Source organism: Serpentinimonas raichei, from assembly GCF_000828895.1.
Lineage (GTDB): Bacteria > Pseudomonadota > Gammaproteobacteria > Burkholderiales > Burkholderiaceae_C > Serpentinimonas > Serpentinimonas raichei.
The window spans coordinates 2,355,905-2,369,651 of record NZ_AP014568.1 but is presented as its reverse complement, the minus strand read 5'-3'; the positions used below and the strand labels follow the sequence as shown (position 1 = coordinate 2,369,651).

12 protein-coding genes are annotated in these 13,747 nt (G+C 67.4%); 10 read left to right on the top strand and 2 right to left on the bottom strand.

Features of this window, described 5'->3' with window-relative positions:
- Positions 1–26: 26 nt before the first annotated feature.
- Entirely contained in the window at positions 27–254 is a 228-nt protein-coding gene (locus SRAA_RS11055; RefSeq protein WP_045532745.1) for a heavy-metal-associated domain-containing protein, read from the bottom strand.
- A 55-nt stretch (positions 255–309) separates the two neighbouring features.
- On the opposite strand from SRAA_RS11055, the gene SRAA_RS11050 reads away from it, so the two are divergent.
- From SRAA_RS11050 to SRAA_RS11015, 8 genes are all read left to right on the top strand, one after another.
- Complete coding sequence (locus tag SRAA_RS11050; RefSeq protein WP_045532743.1) at positions 310–2,739, top strand: heavy metal translocating P-type ATPase; 2,430 nt, start codon at positions 310–312, stop codon at positions 2,737–2,739.
- 9 nt (positions 2,740–2,748) lie between these two features.
- Positions 2,749–3,999, top strand: coding sequence for a YbfB/YjiJ family MFS transporter (locus SRAA_RS11045; RefSeq protein ID WP_045532741.1), 1,251 nt, complete (start codon positions 2,749–2,751; stop codon positions 3,997–3,999).
- Between the two features lie 76 nt (positions 4,000–4,075).
- Positions 4,076–5,032 (top strand): agmatinase, encoded by a 957-nt coding sequence (gene speB / locus SRAA_RS11040; protein WP_045532739.1) that lies wholly within the window; start codon positions 4,076–4,078, stop codon positions 5,030–5,032.
- 7 nt (positions 5,033–5,039) lie between these two features.
- Complete coding sequence (locus SRAA_RS11035; protein ID WP_197538510.1) at positions 5,040–6,359, top strand: NAD(P)/FAD-dependent oxidoreductase; 1,320 nt, start codon at positions 5,040–5,042, stop codon at positions 6,357–6,359.
- 60 nt (positions 6,360–6,419) lie between these two features.
- The gene (locus SRAA_RS11030) at positions 6,420–6,716 is read left to right on the top strand and encodes a type II toxin-antitoxin system MqsR family toxin (RefSeq protein ID WP_045532738.1); all 297 of its coding nucleotides are present in this window, start codon (positions 6,420–6,422) and stop codon (positions 6,714–6,716) included.
- Positions 6,717–6,718: 2 nt separating this feature from the next.
- Positions 6,719–7,120, top strand: coding sequence for a type II toxin-antitoxin system MqsA family antitoxin (locus SRAA_RS11025; RefSeq protein ID WP_045532736.1), 402 nt, complete (start codon positions 6,719–6,721; stop codon positions 7,118–7,120).
- Positions 7,121–7,236: 116 nt separating this feature from the next.
- Positions 7,237–8,019 carry a gamma-glutamyl-gamma-aminobutyrate hydrolase family protein gene (locus SRAA_RS11020; protein WP_052467567.1) on the top strand — a complete coding sequence of 261 codons (783 nt, stop codon included), beginning with the start codon at positions 7,237–7,239 and terminating at the stop codon, positions 8,017–8,019.
- Entirely contained in the window at positions 8,016–9,383 is a 1,368-nt protein-coding gene (locus SRAA_RS11015; RefSeq protein WP_045532734.1) for a glutamine synthetase family protein, read from the top strand. The genes SRAA_RS11020 and SRAA_RS11015 overlap by 4 nt, the downstream gene beginning before the upstream one ends.
- 99 nt (positions 9,384–9,482) lie before the next feature.
- Here SRAA_RS11015 and SRAA_RS11010 read toward each other — a convergent pair whose 3' ends face one another.
- Positions 9,483–10,715 carry an IS110 family RNA-guided transposase gene (locus SRAA_RS11010; RefSeq protein WP_045530664.1) on the bottom strand — a complete coding sequence of 411 codons (1,233 nt, stop codon included), beginning with the start codon at positions 10,713–10,715 and terminating at the stop codon, positions 9,483–9,485.
- A 345-nt stretch (positions 10,716–11,060) separates the two neighbouring features.
- Between SRAA_RS11010 and SRAA_RS11005 the strand changes: the two genes are divergently transcribed.
- Positions 11,061–12,464, top strand: coding sequence for an aspartate aminotransferase family protein (locus SRAA_RS11005; protein WP_045532732.1), 1,404 nt, complete (start codon positions 11,061–11,063; stop codon positions 12,462–12,464).
- Positions 12,465–12,593: 129 nt separating this feature from the next.
- On the top strand, positions 12,594–13,724 hold the full coding sequence (locus SRAA_RS11000; protein WP_045532731.1) for an extracellular solute-binding protein: 1,131 nt from the start codon (positions 12,594–12,596) through the stop codon (positions 13,722–13,724).
- The last annotated feature ends 23 nt before the right edge of the window (positions 13,725–13,747 follow it).

Genomic DNA, 13,747 nt, shown 5'->3' with positions numbered 1-13,747 from the left:
ACTATCCACACCCTTGTGCCATGGATTTAAGCCGCATCGGCATCGCTTGCGTTGGAAACAAGTTCGGGGTAGCCCGCTTCGGTCAGCGCGGCGGCCAATGCGGGGCGGCTGCTGGCGCTGCGCACGCTCACGCGGCCGCTGCTGCGCTCGATCTGCACCTCGGCCTGCGCATCGAGGCGTCGGATGGCCTGGCGCACGGCCCCTTCGCAGTGGCCGCAAGTCATGCCCTGCACGGTGAAGTGTTGTGTGTCCATCTAAAATTCCTTTTTGGTTAAAGTCGGTAGTATGAAACCTTTGCTGGAACCTTGAGTGAACCCTGCTGCAACGCCACTCGAGAGCGACTTCAAAATCCAGGGCATGACTTGCGCCTCTTGCGTGGCGCGGGTCGAACGCGCCTTGGCCAAGGTGCCCGGGGTGCAGCAAGTGAGCGTGAATCTGGCCACCGAAACGGTGCGCGTGCGTGCGGCCGCGCCCGACCAAAGCGAGCCGACCCAAGCCGGATTGGCAGCGGCAGTGGCAAGCGGAGCGGATGAGGCCGCGCTCTGGCAAGCGCGGCTGCACCGTGCGGTGCGCGACGCCGGTTATGAACCCGTGCCGCTGGCCCAGACGCCAGATGCAGACCCGGCACTGGATCGGCTCTGGGGCGTGCGGCGCGATTTCTGGCCGGTGTTGCTGGCCATTTTGCTCACGCTGCCGCTGGCGCTGCCGATGGTGGGCAAGCTCTGGGGCGAGCACTGGATGCTGGGGCCGCTGTGGCAGTTTTTGCTCGCCACACCGGTGCAATTCGTTCTGGGGGCGCGTTTTTACCGCGCCGGCTGGTACGCGCTGCGCGCCGGCAGCGGCAATATGGAGTTGTTGGTGGCCATCGGCACCACGGCGGCCTGGGGCATGAGCACCTGGCTGTGGTGGCGCGCCGAGCCGGGCACCTTGGTGCCGCTGTACTACGAGGCGGCGGCAGTGATCATCACCCTGGTGCTGCTGGGCAAGTGGCTGGAGGCGCGTGCCAAGCGCCAAACCACGAGCGCCATCCGCGCCTTGCAGGCGCTGCGCCCCGAAGTCGCGCACCTGCTGCCCGACGGGGTGCTGCGCGAGCAGATGCAAGATGTGCCGGTCTCCGAGCTCTTGCCCGGCGATCGGCTGCTGGTGCGCCCGGGCGAGCGCCTGCCCGCCGACGGCGTGATCGTGCAAGGGCAGACGCAGATCGACGAAGCCATGCTCACCGGCGAGCCGCTGCCGGTGCTGCGCCTAGTGGGCGATACGGTCACCGGCGGCAGCCTGAACGGCGACGGCGCCATCGAGCTGCGCGTGACGGCGGTGGGCACGCAGTCGGTGCTGCAGCGCATCATTGCGCTGGTGCAAGACGCGCAGGCGGTTAAGCCGCCGGTGCAGCGCCAGGTGGACCGGGTGGCGGCGGTGTTCGTGCCGGTGGTGCTGCTGATCGCGCTGGCCACTTTTGCGCTTTGGTGGGGCTGGCAGCAAGCGCCGTTTGAGCAGGCGCTGCTGGCGGCGGTGGCGGTGCTGGTGATCGCCTGCCCGTGCGCGCTCGGCTTGGCCACGCCGACAGCGATCATGGCCGGCACCGGGGTGGCGGCGCAGCACGGAATTTTGATCAAGGACCCGGAGGCGCTGGAGGGCGCGCGCCGCGTGGACACGGTGGCCTTCGACAAGACCGGCACCCTCACCCTGGGCCAGCCGGTGTTGGCGCACCTGTTGCCAGCCGATGGAGTGGATGCGGCGGCGGCCTTGCAGGCGGCGGCGGCCTTGCAGCGCCACAGCGAGCACCCGCTGGCGCGCGCGGTGCTGCAGGCGGAAAAAACGCAGGGCGAGCGGCTGGTCCAAGCCGCGGCATCGGCTACCTTGCAAGCCAGCGCGGTGCAGGCGGTGCCGGGGCGCGGCTGCCACGGGGTGGTGCAGGGCGCGCAACTGTACCTAGGCAGTTGGGATTGGCTGCATGGGCTCGGGGTGGACTTGCAGCGCTGGCAGACGCAGGCCGAAGATTGGGCGGGCCAAGGTTGCAGCGTCTCGGTGCTGGCCTTGCGCGTGGGGATAGGTGCTGCGGATGAGGCTTTGGATGCGCTAGATCCCAGTGCACCAGAGGAGCCGGGGCTGGAAGGGCCGGAGCCGGGGCCAAGGCAGGGCACATGGCAGCCGCTGGCCCTGCTGGCTTTTGCCGATCAACCCAAGCCCGGTTCCGCCCAGGCCATCACCGAGTTGCGCGCCCTGGGTTTGCAGGTGCTGATGATTTCGGGCGACAACCAGCGCGCCGCCGAAGCCATGGCGCGCCGCCTAGGCCTTGATCCCGCAGCGGGCGAGGTGCGCGCCCAGGTGCTGCCGGGCGACAAGGCGCGGCTGGTGGGCGAACTCAAAGCGCAAGGCCGGGTGGTGGCGATGGTGGGCGACGGCGTCAACGACGCCCCGGCGCTGGCCGCTGCCGATGTGGGGCTGGCGATGAGCCACGCCCAAGGTGGCTCCGACGTGGCGCTGCACGCCGCCGGCATCACCCTGATGCGCGGCGAGCCGCTGCTGGTGGCGGCAGCGCTCGACATTTCGCGCCGCACGGTGCGCAAAATCCGGCAAAACCTGTTTTGGGCCTTTATTTACAACACCGTCGGCATTCCGCTGGCGGCGCTGGGCCTGCTCAGCCCGGTGCTGGCCGGGGCGGCGATGGCGCTGAGTTCGGTGAGCGTGGTGGGCAACGCCTTGCTGCTCAAACGCTGGCGGCCACCAGGGCGGCGTTGATAGGCCCCCATGGTTGAATCCAGCGGCCCCCGCTCGACCCTGCCGCCTTGGTGGCACGGCGTGCTGCTGGCGCTGTGGCTCTCGCTGGCGGCGGCGGTGGCGCTGGGCATCACGCGCTTTGCCTACGGGCTGCTGCTGCCGCCCATGCGCGCCGACCTCGGTTGGACCTTTGCGCTGGCCGGCGCCATGAACACCTTCAACGCCATCGGCTACCTCATCGGTGCCCTGAGCGCCCCCTGGCTGCTGCGGCGCTATGGGGCCGGGCCGCTGCTGCTGGCTGGGGCGCTGCTGGCCAGCGTGTTCATGGCCAGCAGCGGTTTTTTTAGCGCCAGCGCGCCGTTGCTGGCGCAGCGGCTGGCGGCGGGCGTGTTCAGCGCCTGGGTCTTTGTGGCGGGGGGCCTGCTGGCCGCGCGCCTAGGCACGGTCTGGCCGGCACACAGCGGCTGGTTGCTCGGCCTGTACTACGGCGGGGTGGGCTGGGGCATCGTGTTGTCGGCGCTGGCGGTGCCGCCTGCGCTCGCATGGGCCGCCAACGTGGCGCACGGCTGGGCTTGGGCTTGGTGGCTGCTGGCGCTGGTCTGCCTGCTCACCACGGCCTCGCTCTGGGGGCTGCTGCGGGCGCTGCGTGGGCTCGGCTTGGAAGTCGATGCCGCTGCGCCTGGCAGCGGTGCAGGCGCGGTGCACGGCCATACCCTGGGTTGGGGCGCGATGGTGCAAAAATTTGGTTGGGCGCTGGCCGCCTACACCCTGTTTGGCCTGGGCTACATCGGCTACATGACGTTTGTGATTGCGCTGCTGCACGAGCAGGGGCACGCCAGCGGGGCGATCACGCTCTTTTACACCTTGTTGGGGCTGGGGGTGGTGGCCTCGGCGCGGCTGTGGGCGGGCTGGCTGGACCGTTTTCGCGGGGGCCAGGCGCTGGCGCGCCTGAACGCCCTGCTCGGCCTGGCCACGCTGGTGCCTGCACTCACGGCGGCCTGGCCGGCCTTGCTGGCCTCGGGGCTGTTGTTTGGGGCGGTCTTTTTGTCGGTGGTGGCCTCTACCACGGCCTTGGTGCGCCACAATTTGCCGGCGGCGCAGTGGGCCAGCGGCATCAGCGCCTTCACCATCGTGTTTGCGGCCGGGCAGATCGTCGGGCCGACGGCGGTGGGCTGGATTGCCGACGGCCCCGGCGGGCTGGAGCGCGGCCTGTTCTACTCGGCGCTGGCGCTCTGGCTGGGCAGCGCGCTGGCTTGGAGGCAGCGTGCGCTGGCGCGCTGATGCGCCCCAACCCGCGCTCAACCCGCGCCCAAGCCGCTCTCAAAGCACTAAACTCAGCCCATCGCAGGAGCCCCCCATGGCCATTGGAGACTTTGCCTACGCCAACAACAGCAACCGCTTTCTGGGCTGCGCGCCGCTGGCCGAGCAGCCCTTTGCGCTGGTCGGCGTGCCTTTCGATGGGGCGGTCAGCAACCGGCCTGGGGCGCGCTTTGGCCCGCAAGCCATCCGCGCCGCCAGCCTGATGCTGTGCGACGGCGAGCACCCGCACTTCAACCTCAGCCCCACGGCCTATTTGGGCGACGCGCTGGATATGCGCCTGCCCAACACCGCGCCGCTGCTGGATCTGCAGGCCTGCATCGAGCAGCAGGCGCAGGCTCTGATGCGGCGGCACCGCTGCGCCTTTTTGGGCGGCGACCACTCCATCACCCTGCCGCTGCTGCGCGCCGCCCAGCGCGTCTATGGCCAGGGCGAGCCGCTGGCGCTGCTGCACTTCGACGCCCACTGCGACACCTGGACCGACCACTGCGGCGAGCCTTCCGGCCACGGCACTTGGACCTACGAGGCGCTGCAGCAGGGGCTGGCCAGCCCGGCGCATACGGTGCAGGTGGGGCTGCGCTCCAGCGGGGCGCGCGCCGCGCGCGAGTACGTGCGCGATCAAGGCGGGCTCATTGTCACCGCACGCGCCTTGCGCGGCCTCGACGGCGCGGCGCTGCAACCGCTGCTGCGCGAAATCCGCCAGCGCATCGGCGCGCGTCCCTGCTACCTGACGATCGACATCGACTGCCTCGACCCCGCCTTTGCCCCCGGCACCGGCACCCCCGAGCCCGGCGGCCTGAGCAGCTCGCAGCTGCTGACCTTCGTCGAGGAGCTGGCCGACCTGAACTGGGTCGGGATGGACTGCGTGGAAGTGGCCCCGGCCTACGACCACGCCGAACTCAGCAGCAGCGCCGCCGCCACCCTGGTCTGGACCTGGCTGGCGGGCCAAGTCGCATTGGGACGCACTCGGGCGCACCCACCCACCGCGCTCAAGTGAGGCCACCGTGTTCAAGCCCGATTTGCTGCACAGCGACACCCTGCTGAACCAGCGCAGCTACTACGAGGCCTCGGTGCAGCGCGCGCCGCCGCATCCACCGCTGCAAGGCGAGCAGCGCGCCGATGTGCTGATCGTCGGCGCTGGCTTGGCCGGTTTGAGCGCGGCGCTGGAGTTGGCCGAGCGCGGTCTGCAGGTTTGCCTGCTGGAGGCGCAGCGCATCGGCTGGGGGGCCAGCGGGCGCAACGGCGGCCAGGCCTTGGTCGGCTACGCCTGCGGCCAGGAGCCGCTGGAGCAGCAACTGGGCCGCGCCGATGCGCGCCGGTTGTGGGACTGGACGCTGGAGGGCATCGAGCTGATTGGGCAGCGCATCGCCCAGCACCGCATCGACTGCGACTGGCAGCGCGGCTACTTGTATGTGGCCGATACGCCGCGCCAAGCCCAGCGCCTGCTGGCCGATACGGCGCAGCAGCAGCGCGACTACGGCCTGGCGTGCGAGCTGGCCACCGGGGCCGAGGTGCGCCGCTACATCGACAGCCCGCTCTACCACGCCGCCGCCTTTGAAAAGCTAAGCGGGCACCTGCACCCGCTCAAATACACCCTGGGGCTGGCGCAGGCGGCGCAGCAGGCCGGTGTGGCCCTGCACGAGCACAGCGCCGTGCTGCGCCTGAGCCACCACGCCGCCGGCGTGACGGCGCACACGGCCAGCGGTCAAGTGACGGCGCAGCACGCGCTGCTGGCCGGCAATTGCCTGCTGCCCGAATACGCCCCGGCGCTGGCCCCGGCCTTGGGGCGGCGCATCATGCCGGTCGGCACCTATCTGATCGCCACCGCCCCGGTGGCTGCGGCCTTGAGCCGGCGCCTGATCCCCAGCGCCGCCGCCGTGAGCGACAACAACCTGGTGCTGGACTACTTTCGCTTCAGCGCCGAGCAGCGCTTGCTGTTTGGCGGCCGTGTTAGCTACAGCACCCGCACCCCGCAGCACCTGCAAGCGCTCATGCGCCAGCGCATGCTGGCCGTGTTCCCCGATCTGGCGCAGGTGCCGGTGGAATACCTCTGGGGCGGCTTTGTCGATATCAGCATGAACCGGGCCCCGGATTTTGGCCGCCTGTCGCCGCAGGTCTATTATTTGCAAGGCTTTAGCGGGCACGGCGTGGTGCTGGCCGGCTTGGCCGGGCGGCTGGTGGCCGAGGCCATCAGCGGCCAAGCCGGGCGCTTCGATGTGTACACGCGGCTGCGCCACCACCCCTTTCCCGGCGGCCCGCGCCTGCGCACCCCGCTGCTGGCGCTGGGCATGGCGTGGCAGCGGCTGCGCGAGGCGTTGGGTTGAGCGCGGGTCAAGGATTGAGCCAATCTTGCCAAAATAAACCAACCAGGTTAAAATCTGCCAGTGGAGAAACGAAGCCCACACAGCAAGCTGTCAGTCGTCAAAGCCTTGGTAGAGGCTGGCAAGGTGCGTGCGACCCATTCAGCCAGGCTTGGGGCCGCTGCATTGGGGTTGGATCTCTCCGCCGTGTTGGCCGTGGTGATGGAGCTCACCCCTGCAGATTTTTACAAGAGCATGACTACCCATGCCGACCACACGGTATGGCAGGACGTGTACCGCCCAAGCACGCAGACGGGCGATGTGTACCTGAAACTGACGGTCATTGATGACGTGCTGATCGTGTCCTTTAAGGAGCTATGACCATGAAATGCCCGGTTTGCGGCGCGGCGGAACTGATCCATGACACCCGCGACCTGCCCTATACCTACAAGGGTGAAGCCACCACCATCCCGGCGGTGACGGCCGATTTTTGCCCTGCCTGTGATGAGTCCATTACCGACATGCCAGAAACCGAGCGTGTCATGCGGGAGATGCAGGCGTTCAACAAGCAGGTGAACGCGGCCATTGTTGACCCCGGTTTCATCCTCAACGTGCGCAAGAAGCTCGACCTCGGGCAGCGCGAAGCCGCCGAAATTTTTGGCGGTGGCATCAATGCCTTCTCGCGCTACGAGACCGGCAAGACCAAGCCACCACTGGCACTGGTCAAGCTGTTCAAGCTGTTGGATCGTCACCCCGATCTGCTGAACGAAGTGAAAACCGCCTGAAGCGCAATTCTTGTTGCCCCAGCCAAGGCGATTGCGCAAAACGGAGCCAGTGGCGCAGCGCTTACACTGCGGTTCAAGTCGGGCGCGCCTTGCAACCCGCCGGTTCAGCTCATACGATGCAAACCTCCCCCTTACCCTTGGTCTGGCTACCAGCCGACCACCGCCTGCTGGGCCGCTACGACATGCCCTATTTGCTGTTGGGCGACAAGTACGCGCGTGCCGTCAAGGTGGGCGCGCAGGCGCAGCCGGTGCTGTTCCCGCTGGCCGAACCCGCGCAGATCGAGAGCTTGCTGGCGCAAGTCGATGGCGTGCTGCTCACCGGCTCGCCCTCCAACGTACACCCGGCGCATTTCGACGAAGAAGTGCACGACCCCGCGCTGCCGCTGGACCCGGCGCGCGACGCGCTCACGCTGGCGCTGGTGCGTGCCTGCCTGGCGCAAGCGGTGCCGCTGCTGGGCATTTGCCGCGGTTTTCAAGAAATCAACGTGGCCTTGGGCGGCAGCTTGCACCAGACCGTGCACGCGGTGCCGGGGCTGATGGATCACCGCGAGGCCGATGGTTTGCCCGTTGAGCAGCAGTACGGCCCCAGCCACCCGGTGCGGCTGGCCGCAGGCTCGGTGCTGGCGCAGTGGGCGGGTGCCGAGCAGGCCCTAGTCAACTCGCTGCACGGGCAGGGCATCGGCCGCCTGGCACCCACTTTGCAGCCGCTGGCCTGGGCCGAAGACGGGCTGGTCGAGGCCTTCGAGGTGCAAGGCGCGGCCGAGTTTGCTTACGCGGTGCAGTGGCACCCCGAGTGGCGCTGCACGGATAACCCCTTTTACGCCGCCACCTTTGCGGCCTTTGGCGAGGCGCTGCGGCGGCGCCAGCAACGCCGCCAGCCGCACCGGAGAACGACATGAAAAGCAACCCACCGCAGAGCTTCAACGAACTGGAACAGTGGCTGAACCTGCGCCGCGTGACCGAAATCGAATGCCTGGTGCCCGACCTCACCGGGGTGGCGCGCGGCAAAATCTTGCCACGCGGCAAATTCACCGAAGACCGTGGCATGCGCTTGCCGCAGGCGGTGGTGGCCATGGGCGTGACGGGCGAGTTCCCCGAAAGCGGCCCCTACTACGACGTGATCGACCCGACCGATCGCGACATGCAGTTGCGCCCCGACCCGGCCACGGTGCGCATCGTGCCCTGGGCCACCGACCCGACCGCCCAAGTCATCCACGACTGCTTCGACCACGCCGGCAAGCGCGTGCCCTTTGCCCCGCGCAGCGTGTTGCGCCATGTGTGCAGCCTGTACGAGGAAATGGGCCTCTCACCCGTGGTGGCACCCGAGCTCGAGTTCTATCTGACGGCACGCAACACCGACCCCAACACCCTGCTCAAGCCGCCGATCGGCCGCAGCGGCCGCGCCGAAACCTCGCGCCAGGCCTACAGCATCGACGCCGTGAACGAGTTCGACCCCCTGTTCGAGGAAATCTACGACTACTGCGACCAGATGGAGCTCAACGTCGATACCCTGATCCACGAAGTCGGGGCCGGGCAGATGGAGATCAACTTCTTCCACGGCGCCCCGCTCGACTTGGCCGACGAGGTGTTTTTCTTCAAGCGCACGGTGCGCGAGGCGGCGCTGCGGCACGATATGTACGCCACCTTCATGGCCAAACCCATTGCCGGCGAGCCCGGCAGCGCCATGCACGTGCACCAGAGCATCGTCGAGCAAGAAAGCGGGCGCAACCTGTTTAGCCAGATCGACGGCACGCCCAGCGAGGCCTTCTACCACTACATCGGTGGCTTGCAGCGCTACATCCCGCCAGCGATGGCGCTGGTGGCGCCCTACGTCAACAGCTACCGCCGCCTGTCGCGCCACACCGCAGCACCCATCAACATCGAGTGGGGGCACGACAACCGCACCGTCGGCATCCGCTCGCCGATTTCGGTGCCGCAGTCGCGGCGGCTGGAAAACCGCGTCATCGGCGCCGACGCCAACCCCTACGTGGCGCTGGCCATGACGCTGGCTTGCGGCTACCTGGGGCTAAAAAACAAGATCGCCCCCAAGCCCGAAATGAAGTCCGACGCCTACCTCTCGGCTTATGCGCTGCCGCGCACGCTGGGCGAGGCGCTGGACTGGCTGCGCCGCGAAACCGATCTGCACGAGGTGCTGGGGCGCGAGTTCATCACCATCTACACCGAGATCAAGGAGCTCGAGTACGAGGAGTTCATGAAAGTGATCTCGCCCTGGGAGCGCGAGCACCTGTTGCTGCACGTTTGAGCCAGCTTGCCCGTTAATGTGGAAGACACCCCACCAGCAGCCGAGACTCATCCTGACCTCAGGCTGGCCGGGGCCGCGAGATCAGCGGGTAGGTCAGCCTCAGGCGGCTGCGGCTGCGGGATTGGTGATGAAGCCGTGTTTGAGCAGCATCTTCATCCAGCGTGGGGCGTTGCGCTCGACGTTGAGCGCCTCATAATCAACCTCCTTGTCCCGGTAGTGGGTGCCATGGGTGAGCATGGCGTAGATGGTGCGCAGCATCTTGTGCGCCAGCGCGATGATGGACTTCTTGCGCCCCTTGCGGATAGTCAGCGCATCGAACTTGGCCTTGAGCGCACAGCGCGTTCGAGCCGCAGCTTGGGAAAACTCGCACAACAGCCTTCGCACCCAAGCGTTGCCCTTGCGGATGCGCCCGCACTTGCGCTTGCCCGCGCTCTCGTTGTTGCCCGGGCAAATGCCGACCCAGCTAGCCAGGCGCTCAGCGCTGCCAAAGACGCTCATGTCTGCGCCAATCTCTACCAGCAGCATGGCCGCGCCCTGCTCGTCGATGCCGGGAATGGTTTGCAGCAGCGTCAGTTGCGCCCGCCAGGGCCGCAGACCTTCGAGCAAGTACCGATCAAAGCCCGCTATGCGCCGCTCCAGAGACTCGATGTGCTGCATGATCTCATCGGCTACGAAGCGGTGCGCGGCGCTGAACTGCTCGGTGCATAGGGCCTCGAACAACTCGTCTCGGCTGGCACGCAGCCGCCCCTTGTGATCGAGCACCTCGTGCATGGGCTGGCCGACAATCAGCGCCTTGATCATCGCACGCGCACTGCTGCCGTGGATGTCGGAGACCAGCACGTTGAGGCGAATGCCCGCATCCACCAGCACCTTGTGCAGCCGGTTCTTCTCGGCGCTGCACATGCCCACCAGCTTTTGCCGCTGGCGTGCAACCAAGCGCAGTTGGCGCATGAGCTGGGGAGGGATGAACGAGGCGCGCAGCAGCCCCGCACGCGCCAGCGTGGCCAGCCACTGCGCATCGGCCATGTCGGTCTTGCGACCGGGCACGGCCTTGACGTGCCTTGCGTTGACCACCCAAGCGATGATGCCCACCGCCTCCAGTGCCGCAAACGGGCTCTTCCAGTACACGCCCGTGCTCTCCATGACCACTACCTCGGGTGCGATTTGCAGCGCCCACTGCGCCAAGGCGCGCCGATCACGCTTGAAGGCACCAAAGTCGCGCTTGGTCACCTGCACGCGGCCGTCATCGTGCTCGACGACGGCACACGCGGTGATCTTGGCTTGGTGAACATCGAGCGCGAGCACGCGCTTGTGCATCGGGGTCAAATCCATTGCATCTCTCCTAGCAGCTTGAACGATAATCACAAGCGTGCAGGGCAAGCATGGGTGCCGCAGACCAACGGCCTGCCGGGCAAGCCCGGCGGCTCCATTTAATGTGGGCTGTCAGGCATGCACTGATCCGACTGGGTCAGGGCAGCGCCCGCAGGCAATCCAGGGTACGAGTGGTCGGCGGCGGGTCAAGTTAGGAATCGCGGTCAATGTGCCATCAAAGGTTTGACCGACCTCTACCCAAGCTCGCCCGCACACCCCCTCAGTGTCTTCCATCGTCCGGGGTGTCGCGCAGGATTCATGAGAGTTAGGCCTTGAGCCCCGCTTTGTCCGAGCCCAGGAATTTTTATGAGCACCGCCCCGATCCAGCCCCTCACCGCCGAGCTGCAAGCACTCGACGCCGCGCACTACCTGCACCCCTTCACCGACCACCAGGCGCTGGCGGCCAAGGGCGCGCGCGTGATCACGCACGCCGAAGGCATTTACATCTGGGACAGCGAAGGCCAGCGCCTGCTCGACGCCATGAGCGGGCTGTGGTGCGTCAACGCGGGCTACGGGCGGCGCGAACTGGCCGACGCGGCGCACGCCCAAATGCTCAAGCTGCCCTACTACAACAGCTTTTTCCAGACCACGCACGAGACGGCGGTGCGGCTGGCGGCGCGCTTGGCCGAGCTGGCCCCGCCGGTCGAGGGGCGGCGCTTCGAGCACGTGTTCTACGCCAACTCCGGCTCCGAGGCCAACGACACCAACCTGCGGCTGGTGCGCCGCTACTGGGACCTGCTCGGCCAGCCGCAGCGCAAAACCGTGATCAGCCGCCACAACGCCTACCACGGCTCCACGGTGGCGGCGGCCTCGCTCAGTGGCATGGGCGCCATGCACGCCCAGGGCGACTTGCCCATACCCGGCATCGTGCACATAGACCAGCCACATTTCGCCCAGCACGGCCAGCCGGGCGAGTCCGCGCACGACTTTGGCCTGCGCGCGGCGCGTTGGCTGGAGGACAAAATCCTCGAACTCGGGCCCGAGCGGGTGGCGGCCTTCATCGGCGAGCCGGTGCAGGGCGCGGGCGGCGTTATCATCCCGCCGGCGAGCTACTGGCCCGAGGTGCAGCGCATCGTCGAGCTATACGGCATCTTGCTGATTTCCGACGAAGTGATCTGCGCCTTTGGCCGCCTCGGGCACTGGTTTGCTTACGAAAAGTTCGGCATGCGCCCCGATCTGGTGACCTTTGCCAAGGGCGTGACCAGCGGCTACGTGCCCCTGGGCGGCACCTTGGTGGGCGAGCGCGTGGCGCGGGTGTTGATCGAGCGCGGCGGCGAGTTCAACCACGGCTACACCTACAGCGGGCACCCGGTGGCGTGCGCGGTGGCGCTGGCCAACCTCGATCTGTTGCAGCGCGAAGACCTGCCGGGCCGGGTGCGGCTCGACACCGGCCCGTATCTGGCCCAGCGCCTGGCCGAACTGGAGGCGCACCCGCTGGTGGGCCGCGCCGAGAGCTGCGGCCTGGTCGCCGCCCTCACCTTGCTGCGCGACAAGGCGCAAGGCCTGCCCTTCCCCGAGGAGCAGGCGGTGGGCATGGTGTGCCGCGCGCACTGTTTTGGGGGCGGGCTGGTGATGCGCGCCGTGGGCGACCGCATGATCATCGCCCCGCCGCTGGTCATCACGCGGGCGCAGATCGACGAGCTGATGGGCCTGATCGTGCGCGCGCTCGATGCCACGCTGGCGGAACTTCGTGCCAAAGGCGGGTTCTGAGCAGGGTCGAACCCTGTGCTTCGGGCTAAAATTCAAAGTGGTACGCGGTTTGCTTGGTCTGTAAGGCCAAGCACCCGTGCGCGGCGCCCTCCCCATCCTTTTTTGCTCTTTCCTTGCTGGAGTGAAACCATGTTGAAGACCTTGTTGGCGGCCGCCCTTGCGGCCACTTTTCTGGTGGCTTGTGGGCCGCGCGAGCAGCCCGCTGCGGTGGCCCCGGCGGCACCAGCAGCCGAGCCCAAGGTGCTCAACATCTACAACTGGCCCGACTACGTCCCCCCCGGCCTGATCGAAGCCTTCGAAGCCGAAACCGGGATCGACGTCACCTACGACACCTTCGCCTCCAACGAGGTGCTGCACGCGCGCCTGGTGGCGGGCAACACCGGCTACGACATCGTGGTGCCGGGCAGCGTGTTTGCGGCGCAGCAGATCGCCGCCAATTTCTTCCAGCCGCTGGACAAAAGCAAAATCCCGAATCTGGCCAATATGGACCCGGCCCTGATGGCCACCCTGACCAAGGCCGATCCGGAAAACCGCCATCTGGTGCCGTGGGCCTGGGGCTTTACCACCGTGGGCATCAACCGCACCCGCCTCGAGCGCGCACTGGGCAACACGCCCATGCCCGCCAACGCCTGGGAGCTGGTGTTCAACCCCAAATACACCGCGCTGGCGCAGCGCTGCGGCATCGCCTTCCTCGATGCGCCGTCCGAGATCATCCCGCCGGCGCTGCACTTCATCGGCCGCGACGCCTACTCCAACAACCCCGCCGACTACCAGGCCGCGCTGGAGATGCTGCTCACGGTGCGCCCGCACATCCGCATCTTCACCTCCACCATGATCGACACCTTCGCCGGCGGCCAGGCCTGCGTGGTGCTGGGTTGGTCGGGCGACATCAACATCGCCGCCAACCGGGCCCGTGAAATGGGCAATACCGATGTGCTCGAAGCGCTGCTGCCCAGCACCGGCGGGCTGATCTTCATCGACACCATGGCCATCACCCGCGACGCGCGCCACCCCAACAACGCGCATGCCTTCATCAACTTCTTCCTGCGCCCAGAAAACGCCGCGCGCATGGCCAACGAGATGAACTTCCCCACCGGCAACCTGGCCGCGGTGCCCCAGATAAAGCCCGAGATCGCCAACAACCCCACCATCATGGTGCCGCCCGAGCACATGGCGCGCATGATCCAGCCCGGCAGCCTCACCAACGAGGCGCGCGAAGCCATGGCCACCGCCTACAATAGCTTCAAGCAAGGCCGCTGAGCGGGGACTGACCGGCGCCCATC

Excerpts from the sequence above, each read along its gene's own strand:
- SRAA_RS11055 (WP_045532745.1), bottom strand. The coding sequence starts at position 254 with ATGGACACACAACACTTCACCGTGCAGGGCATGACTTGCGGCCACTGC.
- SRAA_RS11045 (WP_045532741.1), top strand. The coding sequence starts at position 2,749 with ATGGTTGAATCCAGCGGCCCCCGCTCGACCCTGCCGCCTTGGTGGCAC.
- speB (WP_045532739.1), top strand. The coding sequence starts at position 4,076 with ATGGCCATTGGAGACTTTGCCTACGCCAACAACAGCAACCGCTTTCTG.
- SRAA_RS11025 (WP_045532736.1), top strand. The coding sequence starts at position 6,719 with ATGAAATGCCCGGTTTGCGGCGCGGCGGAACTGATCCATGACACCCGC.
- SRAA_RS11020 (WP_052467567.1), top strand. The coding sequence starts at position 7,237 with ATGCAAACCTCCCCCTTACCCTTGGTCTGGCTACCAGCCGACCACCGC.
- SRAA_RS11015 (WP_045532734.1), top strand. The coding sequence starts at position 8,016 with ATGAAAAGCAACCCACCGCAGAGCTTCAACGAACTGGAACAGTGGCTG.
- SRAA_RS11010 (WP_045530664.1), bottom strand. The coding sequence starts at position 10,715 with ATGGATTTGACCCCGATGCACAAGCGCGTGCTCGCGCTCGATGTTCAC.
- SRAA_RS11005 (WP_045532732.1), top strand. The coding sequence starts at position 11,061 with ATGAGCACCGCCCCGATCCAGCCCCTCACCGCCGAGCTGCAAGCACTC.
- SRAA_RS11000 (WP_045532731.1), top strand. The coding sequence starts at position 12,594 with ATGTTGAAGACCTTGTTGGCGGCCGCCCTTGCGGCCACTTTTCTGGTG.